This window comes from Microbacterium sp. BK668 (assembly GCF_004362195.1).
Classification (GTDB): domain Bacteria; phylum Actinomycetota; class Actinomycetes; order Actinomycetales; family Microbacteriaceae; genus Microbacterium.
Genome location: NZ_SNWG01000001.1, coordinates 1,441,289 through 1,457,575, shown reverse-complemented (window position 1 = coordinate 1,457,575; position 16,287 = coordinate 1,441,289). Strand labels below are relative to the sequence as shown.

At 71.3% G+C, this 16,287-nt stretch carries 14 protein-coding genes; 3 read left to right on the top strand and 11 right to left on the bottom strand.

Going from position 1 to position 16,287, the window contains the following annotated elements:
- Nucleotides 1-6 precede the first annotated feature (6 nt).
- From EV279_RS06410 to cofD, 9 genes are all read right to left on the bottom strand, one after another.
- Complete coding sequence (locus EV279_RS06410) at nt 7-1,344, bottom strand: aspartate aminotransferase family protein (RefSeq protein ID WP_133542032.1); 1,338 nt, start codon at nt 1,342-1,344, stop codon at nt 7-9.
- 99 nt (nt 1,345-1,443) lie between these two features.
- Nucleotides 1,444-2,619 (bottom strand): ABC transporter substrate-binding protein, encoded by a 1,176-nt coding sequence (locus EV279_RS06405; protein WP_133542031.1) that lies wholly within the window; start codon nt 2,617-2,619, stop codon nt 1,444-1,446.
- Between the two features lie 62 nt (nt 2,620-2,681).
- The gene (locus EV279_RS06400) at nt 2,682-3,461 is read right to left on the bottom strand and encodes an ABC transporter permease subunit (protein WP_133542030.1); all 780 of its coding nucleotides are present in this window, start codon (nt 3,459-3,461) and stop codon (nt 2,682-2,684) included.
- Nucleotides 3,458-4,285 carry an ABC transporter ATP-binding protein gene (locus tag EV279_RS06395; RefSeq protein ID WP_133542029.1) on the bottom strand — a complete coding sequence of 276 codons (828 nt, stop codon included), beginning with the start codon at nt 4,283-4,285 and terminating at the stop codon, nt 3,458-3,460. Before EV279_RS06395 ends, EV279_RS06400 begins: the two co-directional genes overlap by 4 nt.
- Entirely contained in the window at nt 4,282-5,250 is a 969-nt protein-coding gene (locus tag EV279_RS06390) for an ABC transporter permease subunit (RefSeq protein ID WP_243728459.1), read from the bottom strand. Before EV279_RS06390 ends, EV279_RS06395 begins: the two co-directional genes overlap by 4 nt.
- The gene (locus tag EV279_RS06385) at nt 5,247-6,263 is read right to left on the bottom strand and encodes a TIGR03842 family LLM class F420-dependent oxidoreductase (protein ID WP_133542028.1); all 1,017 of its coding nucleotides are present in this window, start codon (nt 6,261-6,263) and stop codon (nt 5,247-5,249) included. The genes EV279_RS06390 and EV279_RS06385 overlap by 4 nt, the downstream gene beginning before the upstream one ends.
- A gap of 16 nt (nt 6,264-6,279) precedes the next feature.
- The gene (gene hydA, locus EV279_RS06380) at nt 6,280-7,716 is read right to left on the bottom strand and encodes a dihydropyrimidinase (protein WP_133542027.1); all 1,437 of its coding nucleotides are present in this window, start codon (nt 7,714-7,716) and stop codon (nt 6,280-6,282) included.
- A 10-nt stretch (nt 7,717-7,726) separates the two neighbouring features.
- Complete coding sequence (locus tag EV279_RS06375) at nt 7,727-8,575, bottom strand: nitrilase-related carbon-nitrogen hydrolase (protein WP_133542026.1); 849 nt, start codon at nt 8,573-8,575, stop codon at nt 7,727-7,729.
- Between the two features lie 168 nt (nt 8,576-8,743).
- The gene (cofD, locus tag EV279_RS06370; RefSeq protein WP_133542025.1) at nt 8,744-9,700 is read right to left on the bottom strand and encodes a 2-phospho-L-lactate transferase; all 957 of its coding nucleotides are present in this window, start codon (nt 9,698-9,700) and stop codon (nt 8,744-8,746) included.
- A 188-nt stretch (nt 9,701-9,888) separates the two neighbouring features.
- Here cofD and EV279_RS06365 point away from each other — a divergent pair, with 188 nt between their 5' ends.
- On the top strand, nt 9,889-10,656 hold the full coding sequence (locus EV279_RS06365; protein ID WP_133542024.1) for a coenzyme F420-0:L-glutamate ligase: 768 nt from the start codon (nt 9,889-9,891) through the stop codon (nt 10,654-10,656).
- Nucleotides 10,657-10,788: 132 nt separating this feature from the next.
- On the opposite strand, the gene EV279_RS06360 is transcribed toward EV279_RS06365, so the two are convergent.
- Nucleotides 10,789-11,994: a polysaccharide pyruvyl transferase family protein gene (locus EV279_RS06360; protein ID WP_166644474.1), complete on the bottom strand. Its 1,206-nt coding sequence runs from the start codon at nt 11,992-11,994 to the stop codon at nt 10,789-10,791.
- Between the two features lie 79 nt (nt 11,995-12,073).
- Between EV279_RS06360 and EV279_RS06355 the strand changes: the two genes are divergently transcribed.
- Together EV279_RS06355 and EV279_RS06350 are read left to right on the top strand one after the other, a co-directional pair.
- Entirely contained in the window at nt 12,074-14,218 is a 2,145-nt protein-coding gene (locus tag EV279_RS06355; RefSeq protein ID WP_133542022.1) for a glycosyltransferase, read from the top strand.
- Nucleotides 14,215-15,507 carry a glycosyltransferase gene (locus EV279_RS06350; protein WP_133542021.1) on the top strand — a complete coding sequence of 431 codons (1,293 nt, stop codon included), beginning with the start codon at nt 14,215-14,217 and terminating at the stop codon, nt 15,505-15,507. Before EV279_RS06355 ends, EV279_RS06350 begins: the two co-directional genes overlap by 4 nt.
- On the opposite strand, the gene EV279_RS06345 is transcribed toward EV279_RS06350, so the two are convergent.
- Nucleotides 15,474-16,184 (bottom strand): hypothetical protein, encoded by a 711-nt coding sequence (locus tag EV279_RS06345; RefSeq protein ID WP_133542020.1) that lies wholly within the window; start codon nt 16,182-16,184, stop codon nt 15,474-15,476. The two genes, EV279_RS06350 and EV279_RS06345, sit on opposite strands and share 34 nt — an antisense overlap.
- Nucleotides 16,185-16,287: the final 103 nt, after the last annotated feature.

The following is a 16,287-nucleotide window of genomic DNA, read 5'->3' as shown; positions in this document are numbered from 1 at the left end:
ACGCGCTCAGAGCGCCGCCGCGAACGCTTCGTCGTAGATCGCGAGGGCCTGGTCGACCTCGTCGTCCGTGACGACGCACGGCGGCACGACGTGGATGCGGTTGTCGGCCTGGAACGGAAGAAGGCCCCGTGCGACGAGCTCGCCTTTCACCTTCGCGACCGCGGCGGCCGGGAGCGGGTCGCGTGTGGTGCGGTCGGCGACGAGCTCGAGCGCCCAGAAGACGCCCTCGCCGCGGACCTCGCCGATGGCGGCATGCTTCTCGGCGAGCTCGAGCAGCCCGGGGCCGATCTTCTCCGCGCCCACACGACGGGCGTTCTCGACGATCCCCTCCGATTCCATCGCGTCCAGCGCGCCGACGATCGACGCCGCCGCGAGCGGGTGCCCGCTGTAGGTGAGACCGCCGGGGAACACGCGGTCGTCGAACGTCGCCGCGATCGGCTCGGAGATCACCACGCCTCCGACCGGCACGTAGCCGGAGTTGACGCCCTTGGCGAAGGTGATGAGGTCGGGCACGACGTCGTACCCCTCGAAGGCGAACCAGCGCCCCGTGCGGCCGAATCCGGCCATGACCTCGTCGAGGATCAGGAGGATCCCGAACTCGTCGGCGAGCGCTCGGACGCCCGCGAGGTATCCGGGCGGCGGCAGGAGGATCCCGGCGGTGCCGGGAACGGACTCGAGCAGGATCGCCGCGATCGTTGCGGGGCCCTCGGACTGGATGACGCGGCGAAGGTGCTGCAGCGCACGCTCGCTCTCCTGTTCCGGCGTCGTCGCCCAGAACTCGGAGCGGTACAGGTAGGGCCCGAAGAAGTGCACGTGTCCGCGGGCGAACTCGTTCGGCATCCGTCGCCAGTCACCCGTGGCGACGATCGCGGCCCCGGTGTTGCCGTGGTACGACCGGTACGTCGAGAGGACTTTGTCGCGGCCCACGTCGCCACGTGCCGCACAGTGCAGCCGCGCCATGCGGATGGCGTTCTCGATGGCGTCGGCGCCTCCGTTGGTGAAGAAGACCTTCGAGAATCCCTCGGGGGCGCGGGCGACGATGCGCTTGGCCGCCTCCCCGCGCGTGAGGTTCGCGGCGGCGGGGCCGACGGTGGCGAGCAGGTCGGCCTGCCGGTGGATGGCGTCGATGACGGCCGGATGCTGGTGCCCGATGTTGACGTTGACGAGCTGGCTGGAGAAGTCGAGGTATCGCTTTCCCCCGTGATCCCATACGACGCTGCCCGAACCGCCGGCGATGACAATGGGTGAGAGCGACGCCTGCGCGGACCACGAGTGGAAGACGTACTCGCGGTCGAGCTCGGCGGCGAGACCGTCGAGGTCCGTGGACTGTTCGCTCAGAGTCATGTCGGCCATTCTCCCCCTCCCGGGTGCACTGTGGGATCGAAACCTCCGGTCGCTGGGCGAGGCGCAGCTCACTCAGCGACCGGAGACGCGGCATCCCTTCTACTGGCCGCCCTCGGTGAGCGCGACCTCGATCGGCGTGTACTCGCCCGACACGTCGACCCCCTCATCGGCCAGCTCGGCGAGCGCCTTCTCGATGTACTCGTTCGAGAAGGCGGTGTCGGAGGGCTCGGCGGTGATGAGATTGAGGCCGTCCTGATTGACCGCCGCGAGCGCTCCCTCCACGGTCTTGTCCCACGCGGCCTGGTCGATGACGCCGAAGTCTGCGCCCGTCCAGATGAGCTTGTTGACCTCGTTCATCTGCCAGAGCTGGTGGACGGGGCCGACCGGGAAGGCCGCCTCGGCGTTGGAAGCGATGTCGTAGACGATCTCCGCCGCCTCCTCCGGATTGTCCCGCGCGAACAGCCAGCCCTTCGTGACCGCCTTGAGGAATCGCACCGCGGCGTCGGCGTAGGCGGGGTCGTCCGCGAGGCGCTGCGTGTCTGCCCACAGGGCGTCCTGCAGCATCGCTCCCTCGGTGTCCTCGTAGGAGATGACGTCGAAGTCCTCGGAGGTGTAAAGCTCACCCGTCTCGGGGTTCACGACCTCGAGGATCTGCGCCCACTCGTTGTAGGTCATCGCCTGCGCGGCGTCGACGTCGCGGTCGAGCAGCGCGTTCATCGAGAAGTCCTGCGTCGTGATCGACACGCTGGTCGAGTCCAGGCCCTCGGCGGCCATCGCGGCGAAGATCTCCCACTCGTTGCCGAATCCCCACGAGCCGATCCTCTTCCCCTCGAAGTCGGCCACGTCGCTGATGCCGGAGTCCTTCCACGCGACCTGGAGCGTGCCGGACTTCTGGAACACCTGGGCGATGTCGGTGAGCTCCACGCCGGACGCCTCGAGCGTCCCGAGCACCTTCGGCACCCAGGCGACGGCGAAGTCGACATCGCCGGCGACGAGGGCGTCCTGCGGCACGATATCGCCGCCGGAGGGGACGATGTCGACGTTGTCGAACCCCTCTTCCTCGAAGTATCCCTTCTCCTGCGCGACGTAGTAGCCGGCGAACTGCGCCTGCGGGAGCCATTGCAGCTGCAGCGAGATGTCGGTGAGCGGCTCGAAGTCGCCTTCCGCGCCCCCGGTCGAGTCGGGCGAACCCGAAGCGGAGCACGCGGCGAGCGCGAGGGCCGCCACGGCGACGGTGGACGCGAGCGCGAGGCCCCGTCGGATGCTGTGTCTCATGCTGATCCCTTCCTGTGATGGTGCCCCTGGCCGCGGTCGGTGCCGCCCGCCGCCGATGCCGGCTAAGCCGGCGGTCTCCTGATGACGATCCGCTCCAATACGGAGGTCACGAGGAAGAATGCGAGACCGATGAGGATGCCGCCGAACACGTACGCCCACGCGAGGGCGGCGCGTCCGGACTTCGCGTAGGTCGCGATCGCCGTGCCCACACCATCGGCCGGGCCCCCGAAGTACTCGGCGACGAGCGCTGAGATGACGGCGACGGATGCGGCGATCCGCAGCCCGGTCATGAGATACGGCAGAGCCGTGGGAAGGGTGAGCGATCGGAAGGTCTGCGCGTTCGTCGCGGCGGACGCGCGGAAGAGGTCGCGATGCACCGGCCGGGACTGGCGGAGTCCCCGCAGGACATTCACGAAGACCGGGATGAACGCGGCGATGGCGGCGACCGCCTGCCGGCCGAACTGACTCGACGCGCCGAACATCGTGTTGAGGATCGGCGTGATGGCCACGATCGGCACGACCGCGATCGCGGCCACGAGCGGCGCCAGCATCCCGTCGACTGCTCTGACGGATGCTGCGAGCCCGGCCAGGACGATGCCGATCACTGTTCCGGCGATCAGGCCGACGAGGGCGTTCGTCGCCGTGATCGCCATGTCTGCCGCGATGATGTTCCAGCGCAGCACGAACTCCTCGAGGATCGCCAGCGGACTGGGGAGCATGCGCGGCGCGGTGCCGGAGGCGACCCACAGCGCCCACAGCGCGAGGCCGATCAGGCCGACCGCGAGGGGCGCGACCCAGCGCAGCCACGAAGGCAGGGGGCGCGCCGCCGCGACGGAGGTCATCGCTCGTTCGCCCTCTCGACCGGCGCGCCGTGCAGGGCCTCGCGCACTGCCGTGACCCGTTCGAAGAACCCGGGCGACTCGCGGAGGGCGTCGTCGCGCACCGGTCCGAGACCCGTCGGCAGCACATCCGTGATGCGGCCCGGCCGCGGGCTCATGACCACGACGCGGTCGGACAGGAAGACCGCCTCGGGGATGGAGTGGGTGACGAAGACCACCGCCGCCCCGGTCTCGGCGGCGATGCGCGCGAGCTCGACCTGCAGATATTCGCGCGTCATCTCGTCGAGTGCCCCGAACGGCTCGTCCATGAGCAGCAGTCGCGGCCGCGCGGCGAGGGCTCGCGCGATGGCGACGCGCTGCTGCATGCCTCCGGAGAGCTGATCGGGATAGCGGTCGGCGAACTCGCGCAGGCCCACGAGATCGACGAGTTCGCGCACGCGCGCGGCGCGCTCGTCCTTCCCCGTCCCCTGCAGCTCCAGAGGCAGGACGATGTTCGCCGACACCGTGCGCCACGGCAGGAGCCCGGCCTGCTGGAACGCGATGCCGTAGTCCTGGTCGAGGCGGGCGCGCTGAGCCGGCTTGCCGAAGATCTCGAGCCGGCCCGTCGTGGGTTCGTCGAGGTCGGCGATGAGGCGCAGCAGCGTGGACTTTCCGCACCCGGAGGGGCCGATGAGAGAGACGAACTCCCCCGCCGCGACCTCGAGTTCGACGTCGGTCAGCGCCACGACGTCGGCGGCCTTCGTCGCGAACACCTTGCCCACGCCGGACGCCGTCACGGCCCTGACCGCCGAGGGCCCCGGCCCTGTGCCGGACGGTGGAAGGGTCATCCGTTCTCCTCGCCTCGGCGGTAGTTCGACAGTGTCCAGCCGAGCACCGCGATCGCGGACGCCGCGATCAGTCCCAGGCCGATGGTTCCGAATGTGGGTCCCCAGGGAGCGGCGGGATCGCTGGAGGCCTGCCCCGCAAGCTGGATGAGCATCCGCCCGATCCCACCGCGCATGCCGATCGACACCTCTGCGACCACGGCACCGACGACGGCGCTCGCCGCGGCCAGACGCAGCGCGGGGAGGAGATGCGGCACGGCGGCGGGCAGGCGCAGGCGGAACAGCGTCGACCAGTAGCCGGCCGCGTATGTGCGCATGAGGTCGAGATGGATGCGGTCCGGCGCGGAGAGCCCGCGCAGCATCCCGATGGCGACCGGGAAGAACGCGAGATACGACGCGATGATCGCCACCGAGAGCCATTGCGGCCACGGCGCGACATCGCGGTCTATCTGGTTGCCGATCGCGTTCACGACGGGCGCGAAGGCGATGAGCGGCACGGTCTGGCTGACGACGATCCACGGCAGGAGTCCCCACTCGGCCAGGCGCCAGCGCTGCATGAGCGCCCCGAGGACTGCTCCGACCACCACGCCGAGCGCCCACCCGACCGCGGCGATCCCGAGCGTGACGAGCCCCGCGGCCACGACGGTGATCCACAGCGGAGGGGTGTCGCCGCCGCTCGTCGGCGCGAACAGGCGCGCGCCCATGTCCCACACGTGCGGCATGGCCCGGTCGTGCGTGCGCGGCAGGATGAGGAAACCCGACCCTGCCTCGCCCGTTCCCCCGACCACCACGCCTTCCGCGGGGCCGAAGAGCTTGTACAGCTCCCACAGCGCGACGACGGCGACGACGCCGAGCACGCCCCACACGATCGCCATGCGCGAGCGCCGGCCGGCGCGGCGGCGGCGCGTGGGCAGCATCGCGTCCGGCAGCGGCGCCTGCGCGGCGATCGTGTCGGGCGGCACGGTCACGACTTGGCCGCGACGTGCTCGGCGATGGCCGGGATGACGCGCTCGCCGTAGACCCGCAGCGTCTCTTCCTTGTTGTCATGCTGCAGGTACCCCGCGAACTGCGTCACACCGAGAGACGACAGCTGCCGCAGCTTGTCGATGTGCTCGTCGGCGGTCCCGAGGATGCAGAAGCGGTCGACGATCTCGTCCGGAACGAAGTCGACGTGGTCGTTGTCGGCGCGCCCATGGGTGTTGTAGTCGTATCCGGTGCGCCCGGCGATGTAGTCGGTGAGCGCGTCGGGCACCGCGCCGTGGTGGCCGTACTTCTTCACGATGTCGGCGACGTGATTGCCGACCATCCCGCCGAACCAGCGGCACTGGTCCCGCATGTGCGCCCGGTCGGTGCCGATGTACATCGGCGCTGCCACGCAGAACGCGAGCGCGTCGGGGTCGCGGCCGACGTTCGCCGCGGCATCCCTCACCGTCTTGATCATCCACGCGGCGATGTCGACGTCCGCGAGCTGCAGGATGAAGCCGTCGCCGACCTCCCCCGCGAGCTTGAGGGCGAGCGGACCGTACGCGGCGACCCACACGTCGAGCGACGAGCCGCGGCTCCACGGGAACTGCAGCGTCGCGCCCTTGTACTCGACGGGACGCGAGTTGCCCAGCTCGCGGATGACGTGGATCGACTCGCGGAGCTCGGCGAGCGAGGCCGGCTGCCCGTTCGTGACGCGCACGGCCGAATCGCCCCGGCCGATGCCGCAGATCGTGCGATTGCCGTACATCTCGTTCAAAGTCGCGAAGACGGATGCCGTGACCGTCCAGTCCCGGGTGGACGGGTTCGTCACGAACGGACCCACGGTGACCCGCTGCGTCTGGGCGAGGATCGCCGAGTAGATGACGTACGGCTCCTCCCACAGGAGGTGCGAGTCGAACGTCCACACGTGGCTGAAGCCGTGCGCCTCCGCGAGCTTCGCGAGCTGCACCGTCCGCGCGGCGGGCGGGTTGGTCTGCAGGACGACGCCGAAATCCATGGTCACTCGCCTTCGTTCACTGGAGGTACTGCGAGAGACCGCGCTTGAGGTAGCGGCCGTCGCCCTTGGATCCGAGGTACTCGCCGTGGTCGACGATCACCTTGCCGCGCGAGAGCACCGTGTCGACGTGCCCGTCGATCTCGTAGCCCTCCCATGCGGAGTAGTCCATGTTCATGTGGTGGGTCTTTCCCAGGCCGATCGACGTGTGCCCGTTCGGGTCGTAGATCACGACGTCGCCGTCGGCACCCGGCTGGATCACGCCCTTGCGGCCGTACAGCCCGAACATGCGCGCCGGCGTCGTCGAGGTGAGCTCGACCCACCGCTCGAGCGTGATCTTCCCGGTGACGACGCCCTGATACATGAGGTCCATGCGGTGCTCGATCGAGCCGATGCCGTTCGGGATCTTGCGGAAGTCGCCGAGCCCCAGCTCCTTCTGATCCTTCATGCAGAACGGGCAGTGGTCGGTCGAGACCATCTGCAGGTCGTTGGTGCGCAGCGCCTGCCACATGTGGTCCTGGTGGCCCTCCGCGCGCGAGCGCAGCGGTGTGGAGCACACCCACTTCGCGCCCTCGAAGTCGCCCCATTCGTCGCTGGACGCGCCGAGCTGCTCCTCGAGCGACAGGTACAGATACTGCGGGCACGTCTCACCGAACACGTTCTGCCCCTTGTCGCGAGCCCACGCGAGCTGCTCGACGGCCTGCTTGGCGCTCACGTGCACGACGTACAGCGGTGCCCCCGTGACGTCGGCGAGCATGATCGCACGGTGCGTCGCCTCCTCCTCCATCTGCCAGGCGCGGGCTACGCCGTGGAAGTACGGCGAGGTCTTGCCCTGCTCGACGAGCTGCTTGGCGAGCACGTCGATGGCGGGCCCGTTCTCGGCGTGCATCATCGTCAGCAGGCCCGTCTCGCGCGAGACCTGCATCGCTTGAAGCACCTGGGCGTCGTCCGAGTAGAAGACGCCGGGATACGCCATGAAGAGCTTGAAGCTCGTGATGCCCTCGTCGATGAGGGCCGGCATGAACCTCAGCGAGTCATCGTCGATCCCGCCGATGATCTGGTGGAAGCCGTAATCGATGGCGCAGTTCCCCGCGGCGAGGTCGTGCCACTTCGCGAGCCCGTCCTGCACCTTCGTCCCGTAGGTCTGCACGGCGAAGTCGATGATCGTCGTCGTGCCGCCCCATGCCGCGGCGCGCGTCCCCGTCTCGAAGGTGTCGCTGGCAGAGGTGCCGCCGAAGGGAAGCTGCATGTGCGTGTGCGCGTCGATGCCGCCGGGGATCACGTACTTGCCGGTGGCGTCGAGGACGGTGTCGACGGATGCCGCGACATCCGTCCCGAGCAGCTGCGAGCCGGGTGCCAGCACGGCGACGATCGTCTCGCCGTCGATGAGGACGTCGGCCTCGGCGCGTCCCGTCGCCGAGACGACGGTGCCGCCCTTGATGAGTGTGGTGGCCATGGCGCTCTCCTTACGGCTGCGCGATCTTCGTGTAGGAGTCCGGCCGGCGATCGCGGTAGAACTGCCAGTCGTCGCGCATCTCGCGGACCATGTCGAGTTCGAGGTCGCGCACGAGCAGTTCCTCGTGGTCGCCGGATCCGCGCTCGCCGACGAAGTTCCCGCGCGGGTCGATCACCTGGCTCGTGCCGTAGAAGTCGACGGCGAGCTCGCCGTACTCGTTGTCCTCCCGCCCCACGCGGTTGGGCTGCAGCACGAAGTAGCCGTTCGCGACCGCGGCCGCCGGGCCCTCGATCTCCCACAGCCGGTTCGACAGACCGGGCTTCGTCGCGTTGGGGTTGAAGACCATGTGGGCGTCGTTGAGGCCCAGCTCTCGCCAGCCTTCGGGGAAGTGCCGGTCGTAGCAGATGTACATCCCGATCCGCCCGACGGCGGTGTCGAAGACCGGGTACCCGACGTTGCCGGGCCGGAAGTAGAACTTCTCCCAGAACCGGTCGAGGTGCGGGAGGTGGTGCTTGCGGTACTTGCCGAGGATCGTGCCGTCCGCATCGACGAGCACCGAGGTGTTGTAATACACCCCGGTCTCGGCCTCTTCGTAGATCGGCAGCACGGAGACGAGCCCGAGCTCCTTCGCGAGCGCGGCGAATCGCTGCACGATGGGGCCGTCCGCGGGTTCGGCGAACCGGTAGTACTTCTTGTCCTGCGTGATGCCGAAGTAGGGACCGTAGAACAGCTCCTGGAAGCACACGACCTGCGCTCCCTGAGCCGCGGCATCCCGCGCGAACTGCTCGTGCTTGTCGAGCATGGACTCTTTGTCGCCCGTCCAGGTCGTCTGCGTGATCGCCGCTCGAACTACAGCCATAGCCGCCTCCATGTCGCGCCGTCGGGTCGGACACGACATCGGCGTCGCGTCTGGCTCGGGCATCTCCGTGCCGGTTCCTGCATTCCAGAGCATGAAGGTTTCATGCCTGTTTCCGGCTGTGTCCCCATGGTTAAGGTCCGGCGCCGCCGGCGCAAGAGGCAGGGGGCGTCAGCTCGTCGCGGTCGCCGCCGCGGCGAGCGCGTCGGAAGCGAGGGCGCGCGTGAGCGGGACGTCCCTCATCCACAGCGGGCGGACGACGGGACGGATGCCGAGCCCCTCGATCGCCGCAGCTTCGCCGGCGTCCTCCTCCGCGATGAGCCACGCGTCGAGCAGTCCGCCGTCGTCGCGCGCCCCGTACAGGCCGGCGACGCCGGACGCGGAGCACTCGGCTCCGACGACGCGCAAGCACACGTCGGCCATGCCGCGCACGGGCGATCCGCCGATGATGGGCGAGACCCCGACGACGGGCGCCGGCGACGCCAGGATCGCCTCGCGCACGCCCGGCACCGCCAGGATCGTGCCGATCGAGACGACCGGGTTCGACGGCGCGAGCACGATCACGTCGGCCTGTTCCAGGGCTTCCAGGATGCCGGGGGCCGGGGTCGCGGCATCCATCCCCGGATTCGCGAACGCGACCGGCTCGCGCTTCGCCCGATACCGCGTCCACCACTCCTGGAAGTGGATCGTCTCGTCGCCGAGATCGACGAAGGTCGAGACCTCGGCCTGGGTCATCGGCAGCAGCGTCGCACCGAGCGGCCAACGGGCGGAGAGGCGCTCCACGACCGCGGCGACGTCGACGCCGCCGCGGAGCCAGGCGGTGCGGGCGATGTGAGTGCCGAGATCGAGGTCGCCGAGGGTGAACCAGTCCCAGCCGAGCCCCCACTCGGCGAGCTCGTGCGAGACGCGGTCCGAGTCGCCGGCGCGACCCCAGCCGCGCTCGCGATCCTTGACCCCCGCGAGCCCGTAGAGCATCGAGTCGACGTCGGGCTGGATGCGCAGTCCGTGCACCCACAGGTCGTCGGCGGTGTTGCAGATGACGGTGAGGTGGCCGCCTCGCTCGGCGATGACGTCGCGCAGGCCGACCGCGAAGGTCGATCCGCCCGCGCCCCCGGCGAGGAGCACCACGTTCGGCCCCTCCGCGCCGCCGGCTTCTGGGCTCGTCCCGGTCCCTGGGCTCGTCTCGGTCCTTGGGCTCGTCCCGGTCCCTGCACTCGTCTCGGTCCCAGCGCTTGCACTCGTCGGAGGGTCGAGCCTCTGCTCCCGGTCGTCGCGCACCCACGGGAGCCTACCCGCACGATTGATAGCGTGGCGGGATGCCTCAGCCCGCCGCGCTGACCGTCCTGCCCGTGCTCGGCATCCCCGAGATCCGACCCGGCGACGACCTGGTCGCCGTCATCGCCGTCGCCGCAGCCGACCTCCAGGACGGCGACATCCTCGTCGTGACCTCGAAGATCGTGTCGAAGGCCGAGGGCCGGATCGTCCCCGCCGACGACCGCACGGCCGCGATCGAGGCGGAGACGGTTCGCGTGGTCGCGGTCTCGGCGGACGATCGGGTGCGCATCGTCGAGAGCCGCCTCGGAATCATCGCCGCGGCGGCGGGGGTCGACGCGAGCAACACGCCCGAGGGGACGGTGTTGCTGCTCCCTGAGGATCCGGATGCCTCGGCCCGCGCCCTCGTCGCCGGGCTGCGTGCGGCGACCGGCGTCCGCGTCGGGGTGATCGTGTCCGACACGCTGGGGCGCGCGTGGCGCGAGGGCCAGACCGACTCGGCGATCGGGGCCGCCGGGGTGCGCGTCTTCGACGACCACCGCGGCCGCGTGGACTCCGCCGGCCGGTCGCTCGTCGTGACGCTCCCGTGCGTCGCCGACGAACTCGCCGCCGCAGCAGACCTCGTCAAGCGCAAGACGACGGGCATCCCGGTCGCGATCGTGCGCGGGCGAGGCGACCTCGTCGGCGATCTCGACCTGCCGGGGGCGCGCAGCATCGTGCGCGAACGGGAGCGCGATCTCTTCCACACCGGATCGCGCGAGTCGTGGGCGGAGGGCTACGCCGCGGGCGCGGCATCCGTCACCGACGTCTGACGCCCTCGGCTTCACTTGCGCCGATCGGCACGCCGACACGCACATCGCCGCAGGCGAACGGATGACGCGGGCTTCACTTGCGCCGATCGGCACGCCGATGCGCACATCGCCGCAAGTGAACCCGCCCCCGCGTCAGCGGAAGACGTCGGCGACGTCGTCCCACCACGCGCCGGCACGGGCGCGATGCCCGGGGAGCGCGGCGGCCGCGCGGTCGGCCACCTCGGATCGACGATCGTCGAGCCGATCGAGGGCGGATGGCGCGGTCGGCAGGTCGTCCAGATCGAGGACGGCATCCTGGCCCCAATGACCGAGGGCTCCAGCCAGCTTGATCCGGGTGTAATCGTCCGCGGCGAGCCCGAGGATCGGCACGCCGGCCGGCGCCGCGAAGACGGCCGGGTGGTAACGGCTCGTGACGAGAAGCCGTGCGCTGCGCGCGAGCCGAGCAGCGCCGAGCGGATCGCCGCTCGCGACGACGGTGCTCGGACGCCGCATGCGCGCGCGCACCCGCTCGTGGAGCGCGGCGTCGCCCGATGGCACGGCGTCGGCGGCGACGGGTCCGAAGTGCGCGTGGAAGAGCACCTCTCCCGCGGTGTCGGCCACATGATCGAGGAGGCGTGCGATGCCGGCCTCGACCGCGTCGGCGGGCCGCACGGCGAACCAGCCGGAGAGGCTGACGAGCACCCGGTCGGACACCTCGGCGCCGTCCGGGCCCCCGCCGAGGAACGACGCGTCGTCGACGCCGACGTGCACGCGCGCGCCCCACGACCGCGCGAGGTCGCCCGAGGCGTGCTCCCGGACCCCCGTGCGCACCGCCCGGCGGGCGAGCTCCGCGACGCGCGTCCGGTCTTCCGGGTCGAGGTCGGGTCCGAGGGTCTGCCCCGACAGGACGACCGGCAGACCCTGCGCGCGAGCCATCGCCGCAACGGTCGTGCGTTCGAAGACGTGCACGGGCCAGCGCGAGGCCAGATTGCCGCCGCCCGCGATGAGCACGCCGCGCGCAGACCTCAGCGCCGCGAGGGCACCCTCGGCGGGGTCGCCGGGCGGCAGCTCGCGGATGCCCGCAGCGACGTCCAGGAGCAGCGCCGCCCGCTCCTGCGCATCGGCTCGGGCAAGACCCGCGAAGCCGAGCCGTCCGACGACCGGTATGCCGTAGCGGCGGGCCGACTCGTCGGGTTGCGAGGAGATGCCGGTGATGGGGATGCCTCGATCCGCCAGCTCGTCGCGCGCCGCCTCGAACATCGCCTCGTCGCCGATGTGGATGATGCCGGAGGAGACGCCGATGTCGCCGATGGTGAGGATCGACACGCGTGCCGTCCCTCCCATACCGCCCGTCGGCATTTCGTCAACCGTACTTCTCGTTCGTTTCAGGGGGTTACCATCCCCCTTGGCACCACAACGTCGAGGAGCGGGGGTTGCCATGGGAATCCAGACTGCGATGGATCGCATCACTGAAGCGGCGTCCATCGTCGAGGCCCTCCGAGCGGCGGACGACGTCGCCTTCGAGGCGGGCCGCGACCCCGGTGTGCGCACCCTGCGGGTGCTGGGCGCGGCGCTCGCGTCCGACGACGACATCGCCGCGATCGCCGCCGTGCACGCGCTGGCCGAGATGCACGACGAGGCGGCCGCCGCACTGCTGGTCTCGCTGCTGTCCGACCACCGGCGGTGGATCGCCGAGCATTCCGCGTGGGCGCTGGGTCGCCGGCCGCCGCGGCCCGAAGCCGTGGGCCGGCTCGTCCGGATGGTCGCGGGGGGCGGGTTCCAGGGCATGCTCGCTCAGCACACGATCGAGAAGTGGTCGGTGCAGTCCGGCGATCTCCTGGCCGCCGCGCTCGAGTCCGCGGGCACCGGAGAGCTGCCCGACGACGCCCGTGCGCGCCTGGTCGAGACCGTCGGGCTCATCCCCCGCGCGCTCGTCCGGCCCCTCCTGCGCCGGACGGCCGCCGACGCCACCGAGGCGCCCGTCGTGCGCGCCGCCGCGATCTCGGCGCTCGGTCAGCGCGCCCTCGAGGAGGACATCGCCCTGCTCGAAGAGATCGTGACCGAGGGTGGCGCGGCCGGCGGCCTCGCCCGGCTCTCGCTCATCGACGCCGAGGGTTTGACCCCGCGCACCGACGACGAGGACGCCGTCACGATCGCCCAGCTGTTCCTGCACGCCGACGTGGACTCGTCGCTCTCGTCGGCCGGTGCCGGCGACAACGGAGGCGTGGCGACCCTCCTCGTGCGCCTCGGCGACGCTCTCATCGAGCAGCAGGACGGCGTGCAGCGCGTGCTGACCCTCTCGCGCGGCTCGCTCGATCAGGCGGGCCCGGATCTCCTCCAGTTCGCCGGAACCCATCGGGGGCACGTCTACGGCCACATCCCGCTCGAGGGTCCCCCGCCGCCGTCCGCGTCGGCGTGGCCGCTGCGGGTCACGGTGCGGCGAGGGCTCCGTCGCCTGCTGCGGGCCGCGGGCCGCGTCGATGTGCTGCACCTGCGGATGGCGGATGTCGGAAGCCTCGCAGCGGCCGACGTCGCGCGCGAGCTCGGCATCCCGTTCCTCTTCACCGTCGCCCCTGATCCTCACAGCGTGATCGCGTCGCTCGAGCGGTCGGGGCGTCTCACGCGTGACGGCTTCGGCGAGACGGACCTGCGCGAGCACTTCTGGTTCCGCGCGCGGCTCGTGCAGAGCCTCGCGGCGTCGGCTTCGCACTCCGTGCTCTTCCCTCGCCCGGACCTTGTGAGCGAGATGCGCCAGCTCGTCGGGATCGATCTCACGTCGCATCCCGAACGCCACAGCGTCGTCGCGGAGGGGGTCGACCTCAACGTCGTCGATGACGCGGTCGCGCGCGCCCGCGCCGCGTCCGAGGGCGGGCCGCTCACCGAGGCGCTGCGGGAGCTCGCGGACGGCCTCGCGGCGCTGCCCGCCGAGCGCCGTGGCCTCCCGCTCCTCGTCTCGATCGGCCGCCTGCACCGCGTGAAGGGGATGGCCGCACTCGTCCAGGCCTGGGCGGAGGGGCCGCTCGCCGACCGCGCCAACCTCCTGATCGTGGGGGGCGACCTCGAGGCGCCGTCCGACGACGAGCGCGAGCAGCTCGCCGCGATCGACGCAGCGGTCCCGCCGGCGGACCGCGCCCAGCGAGGGCTCCTCCTCCCCGGGCACCGACCCAACGGCGTTGCGGCCGAGTGGCTCGCCGCCGCGCGATTCGGCCTGCCCGGGCTCGCCGCCCCCGGTGGCGTCTACGTGTGCGCGAGCGTCAAGGAGGAGTTCGGGCTGGCGATCCTCGAGGCGATGGCCACGGGGCTCGTCGTGGTCGCGCCCGACTCCGGAGGGCCCGCGACCTACGTCACCGACGGCGACACGGGCTTCCTCGTCGCACCGGGCGACCCGGCGGGGCTGAGTGAGGGCATCGTGAACGCGCTCGCCCGTGCCGAGGCATCCGATCCCGACCTCGCCCGCCGAGCGCGCGAGCTCGTGGCCGAGCGCTTCACGATCCAGGCGATGGCCGCGACGCTGACGCCCGTGTACCGCTCCGTCGTGCGCACCGAGAGCGAGCTGCGCCGGGCGGCGGGGCTCATCGCGTGACGCTCCTCGTCATCAGCCCCGACTACGCCTCGCACCTGCTCCCGCTGGCGAGCCTTGCCACCGCGTGGCGCGCTGCAGGCGAGCGCGTCGTCGTCGCGACCGGCGAGGCGACGTCATCCATCGTCTCCCAGTTCGGTTACGAGCGCGCGCACCTGCCTCTCGGGCGGGGAGCGAACGCCGGCGTCATCCGATCCGCCGAGCAGGAGGAGGCCGAGGCGGCATCCCTCGACGGCTTCTTCGCCGCGACGCGCGAAGGCATGGTGCCGACGCTCGCCTACCAGGCGCGCGAGCGCCTCACCGACCTGATGTGGCGGCCCGCCGACCGCGCGCGGGCGACCCTGGAGGTGATCGAGCGAGTGCACCCGGACGCGATCCTCGTCGACCACCTCGCCTACAGCGCGCGCCTCGCGCTGCACACGCGGGGCATCGCGTACGGCGACGTCGTCCTGGGCCATCCGACCGCCCTCCCGGTCGGCGACGAGGTCTACGGCTTCCCGCCGGCGTGGCCGGCGGCCTTCTCCCCCGAGCCGGCCGAGCTCGCCGCCCTCCGGCGGCTTTGTGACGAGGTGTCGGCGCGCTTCGCGGAGCAGTGGAACAGCGCGGCACGGGAGCTGGATGCCTCGGCACCGGCGATCGCCGACGCCTTCGCCCTCCACGGCGAGACGGTGCTCTACAACTACCCGCGGGAGCTCGCCGCAGGCGACGGACGCATGCTGCCCCCGCACCGCTTCCTCGGGTGGACGCCGCGCGAGGAGCCCGGCGACGTCGAGGCCTGGATGGCCGCGGCATCCCCGTATGTGTATGTCAGCTTCGGCAGCTTCCTGTCGGTGCGCGGCGACGTGCTGGCACGGGTCGCCGAGGCTCTGCGGCGGGCCGACGCGCGGGCGGCGATCGCGACCGGCGTGACCGACCCCGCGGAGCTCGGGCCGATCCCCGGCGACTGGCTCGTCGAGCCCTACCTCCCGCAGGTGCGCCTGCTCGGTTCGGCGGCGGCGGCGGTCACGCACGGCGGCAACAACTCGGTCACCGAAGCGTTCGGACAGGGCGTGCCGCTCGTCGTCCTGCCGTTCTCCACCGACCAGTTCGCCGGCGCAGCCGCCGTCGAACGGGCCGGAGTCGGGGTCGCGCTCGACCCCAACCGCGCGACGGTCGACGAACTCGCCGCGGCGCTCTCCGCCGTGACCGACCCGGGGTTCGCCGGCCGTGCCGTCCTCGCGCTCGCGTCGTCCGCGACGTCGTCCGGTCCGTCGGTCGCCTACGAGGCCCTGTCGAGCTCATCCACGGGCTGAGCCACGAGAAGACGCATCGCCCGCGTGTCGCCGGCCGCGGCGCGGTACCGGCCCATACGGTCGACGTTCGCCTGGAACCTCTCGCCCTCCCGCGGCGCAGCGGCGTGATGCAGCGCATAGACGCGGCCGGGATGCCGCTGCGGCGGCCCGCCGAGCAGCGTGCTGTGCGCCTCGAACCACGCGGCATCCTCGAATCCCCACCCGCGGAAGCCCTCGTCCTGCCCGCCGTGACTCGCCCACACCCGGGGCGTCGCGACGTAGACACCGGAGCAGGCGGTGTGCACGACCTGCTCGACCCGGCAGTCCTCCGGCGGAACGCCGGTCACGTAGTCGGCGGTTCCGGTGCGGCCGAGCCAGCGGTACTCGTCGTACGGCAGCTGCACGCGGTCGCTCACCGCGGCGGTCCGGATCGCGGCGAGGAGAGGGTCGCGCTCCGGGATGGTGTCGGCGTCGCCGATGACCACGACCTCGTCGAAGGCGGCCTCGCTCATCGCGGCGTTGCGGCAGGCGGCCAGCACGAAGGTCTCCTCGTCGGTGTCGACGGTCACGAGGGGGACGCCGGGGAGGTTCCGCCGATACCACTCCACGACGCGGTCGAACGCCTCCAGCCTCGACGGCTGCGGGCGCCACGGGATCGCGATCCTCACGGCAGGAAGCGGCGCGGCGACATCGGTCATGGACCCTCCTCTGGCCGAAGCCTAGGCGGGCGGGGAGGACGGGGGATGACGGGGGTGTTACATCCTCGGCGAGGCGGTCCACCCCCGCGATCGCCGCGGGGCG

What these genes read in the sequence shown, in the direction of transcription:
- EV279_RS06385 (WP_133542028.1), bottom strand. Translation starts at nt 6,263, where the DNA reads ATGGATTTCGGCGTCGTCCTGCAGACCAACCCGCCCGCCGCGCGGACG.
- EV279_RS06365 (WP_133542024.1), top strand. Translation starts at nt 9,889, where the DNA reads ATGCCTCAGCCCGCCGCGCTGACCGTCCTGCCCGTGCTCGGCATCCCC.
- EV279_RS06405 (WP_133542031.1), bottom strand. Translation starts at nt 2,619, where the DNA reads ATGAGACACAGCATCCGACGGGGCCTCGCGCTCGCGTCCACCGTCGCC.
- EV279_RS06410 (WP_133542032.1), bottom strand. Translation starts at nt 1,344, where the DNA reads ATGACTCTGAGCGAACAGTCCACGGACCTCGACGGTCTCGCCGCCGAG.
- EV279_RS06400 (WP_133542030.1), bottom strand. Translation starts at nt 3,461, where the DNA reads ATGACCTCCGTCGCGGCGGCGCGCCCCCTGCCTTCGTGGCTGCGCTGG.
- EV279_RS06355 (WP_133542022.1), top strand. Translation starts at nt 12,074, where the DNA reads ATGGGAATCCAGACTGCGATGGATCGCATCACTGAAGCGGCGTCCATC.
- EV279_RS06345 (WP_133542020.1), bottom strand. Translation starts at nt 16,184, where the DNA reads ATGACCGATGTCGCCGCGCCGCTTCCTGCCGTGAGGATCGCGATCCCG.
- EV279_RS06375 (WP_133542026.1), bottom strand. Translation starts at nt 8,575, where the DNA reads ATGGCTGTAGTTCGAGCGGCGATCACGCAGACGACCTGGACGGGCGAC.
- EV279_RS06360 (WP_166644474.1), bottom strand. Translation starts at nt 11,994, where the DNA reads ATGCCGACGGGCGGTATGGGAGGGACGGCACGCGTGTCGATCCTCACC.
- EV279_RS06395 (WP_133542029.1), bottom strand. Translation starts at nt 4,285, where the DNA reads ATGACCCTTCCACCGTCCGGCACAGGGCCGGGGCCCTCGGCGGTCAGG.
- hydA (WP_133542027.1), bottom strand. Translation starts at nt 7,716, where the DNA reads ATGGCCACCACACTCATCAAGGGCGGCACCGTCGTCTCGGCGACGGGA.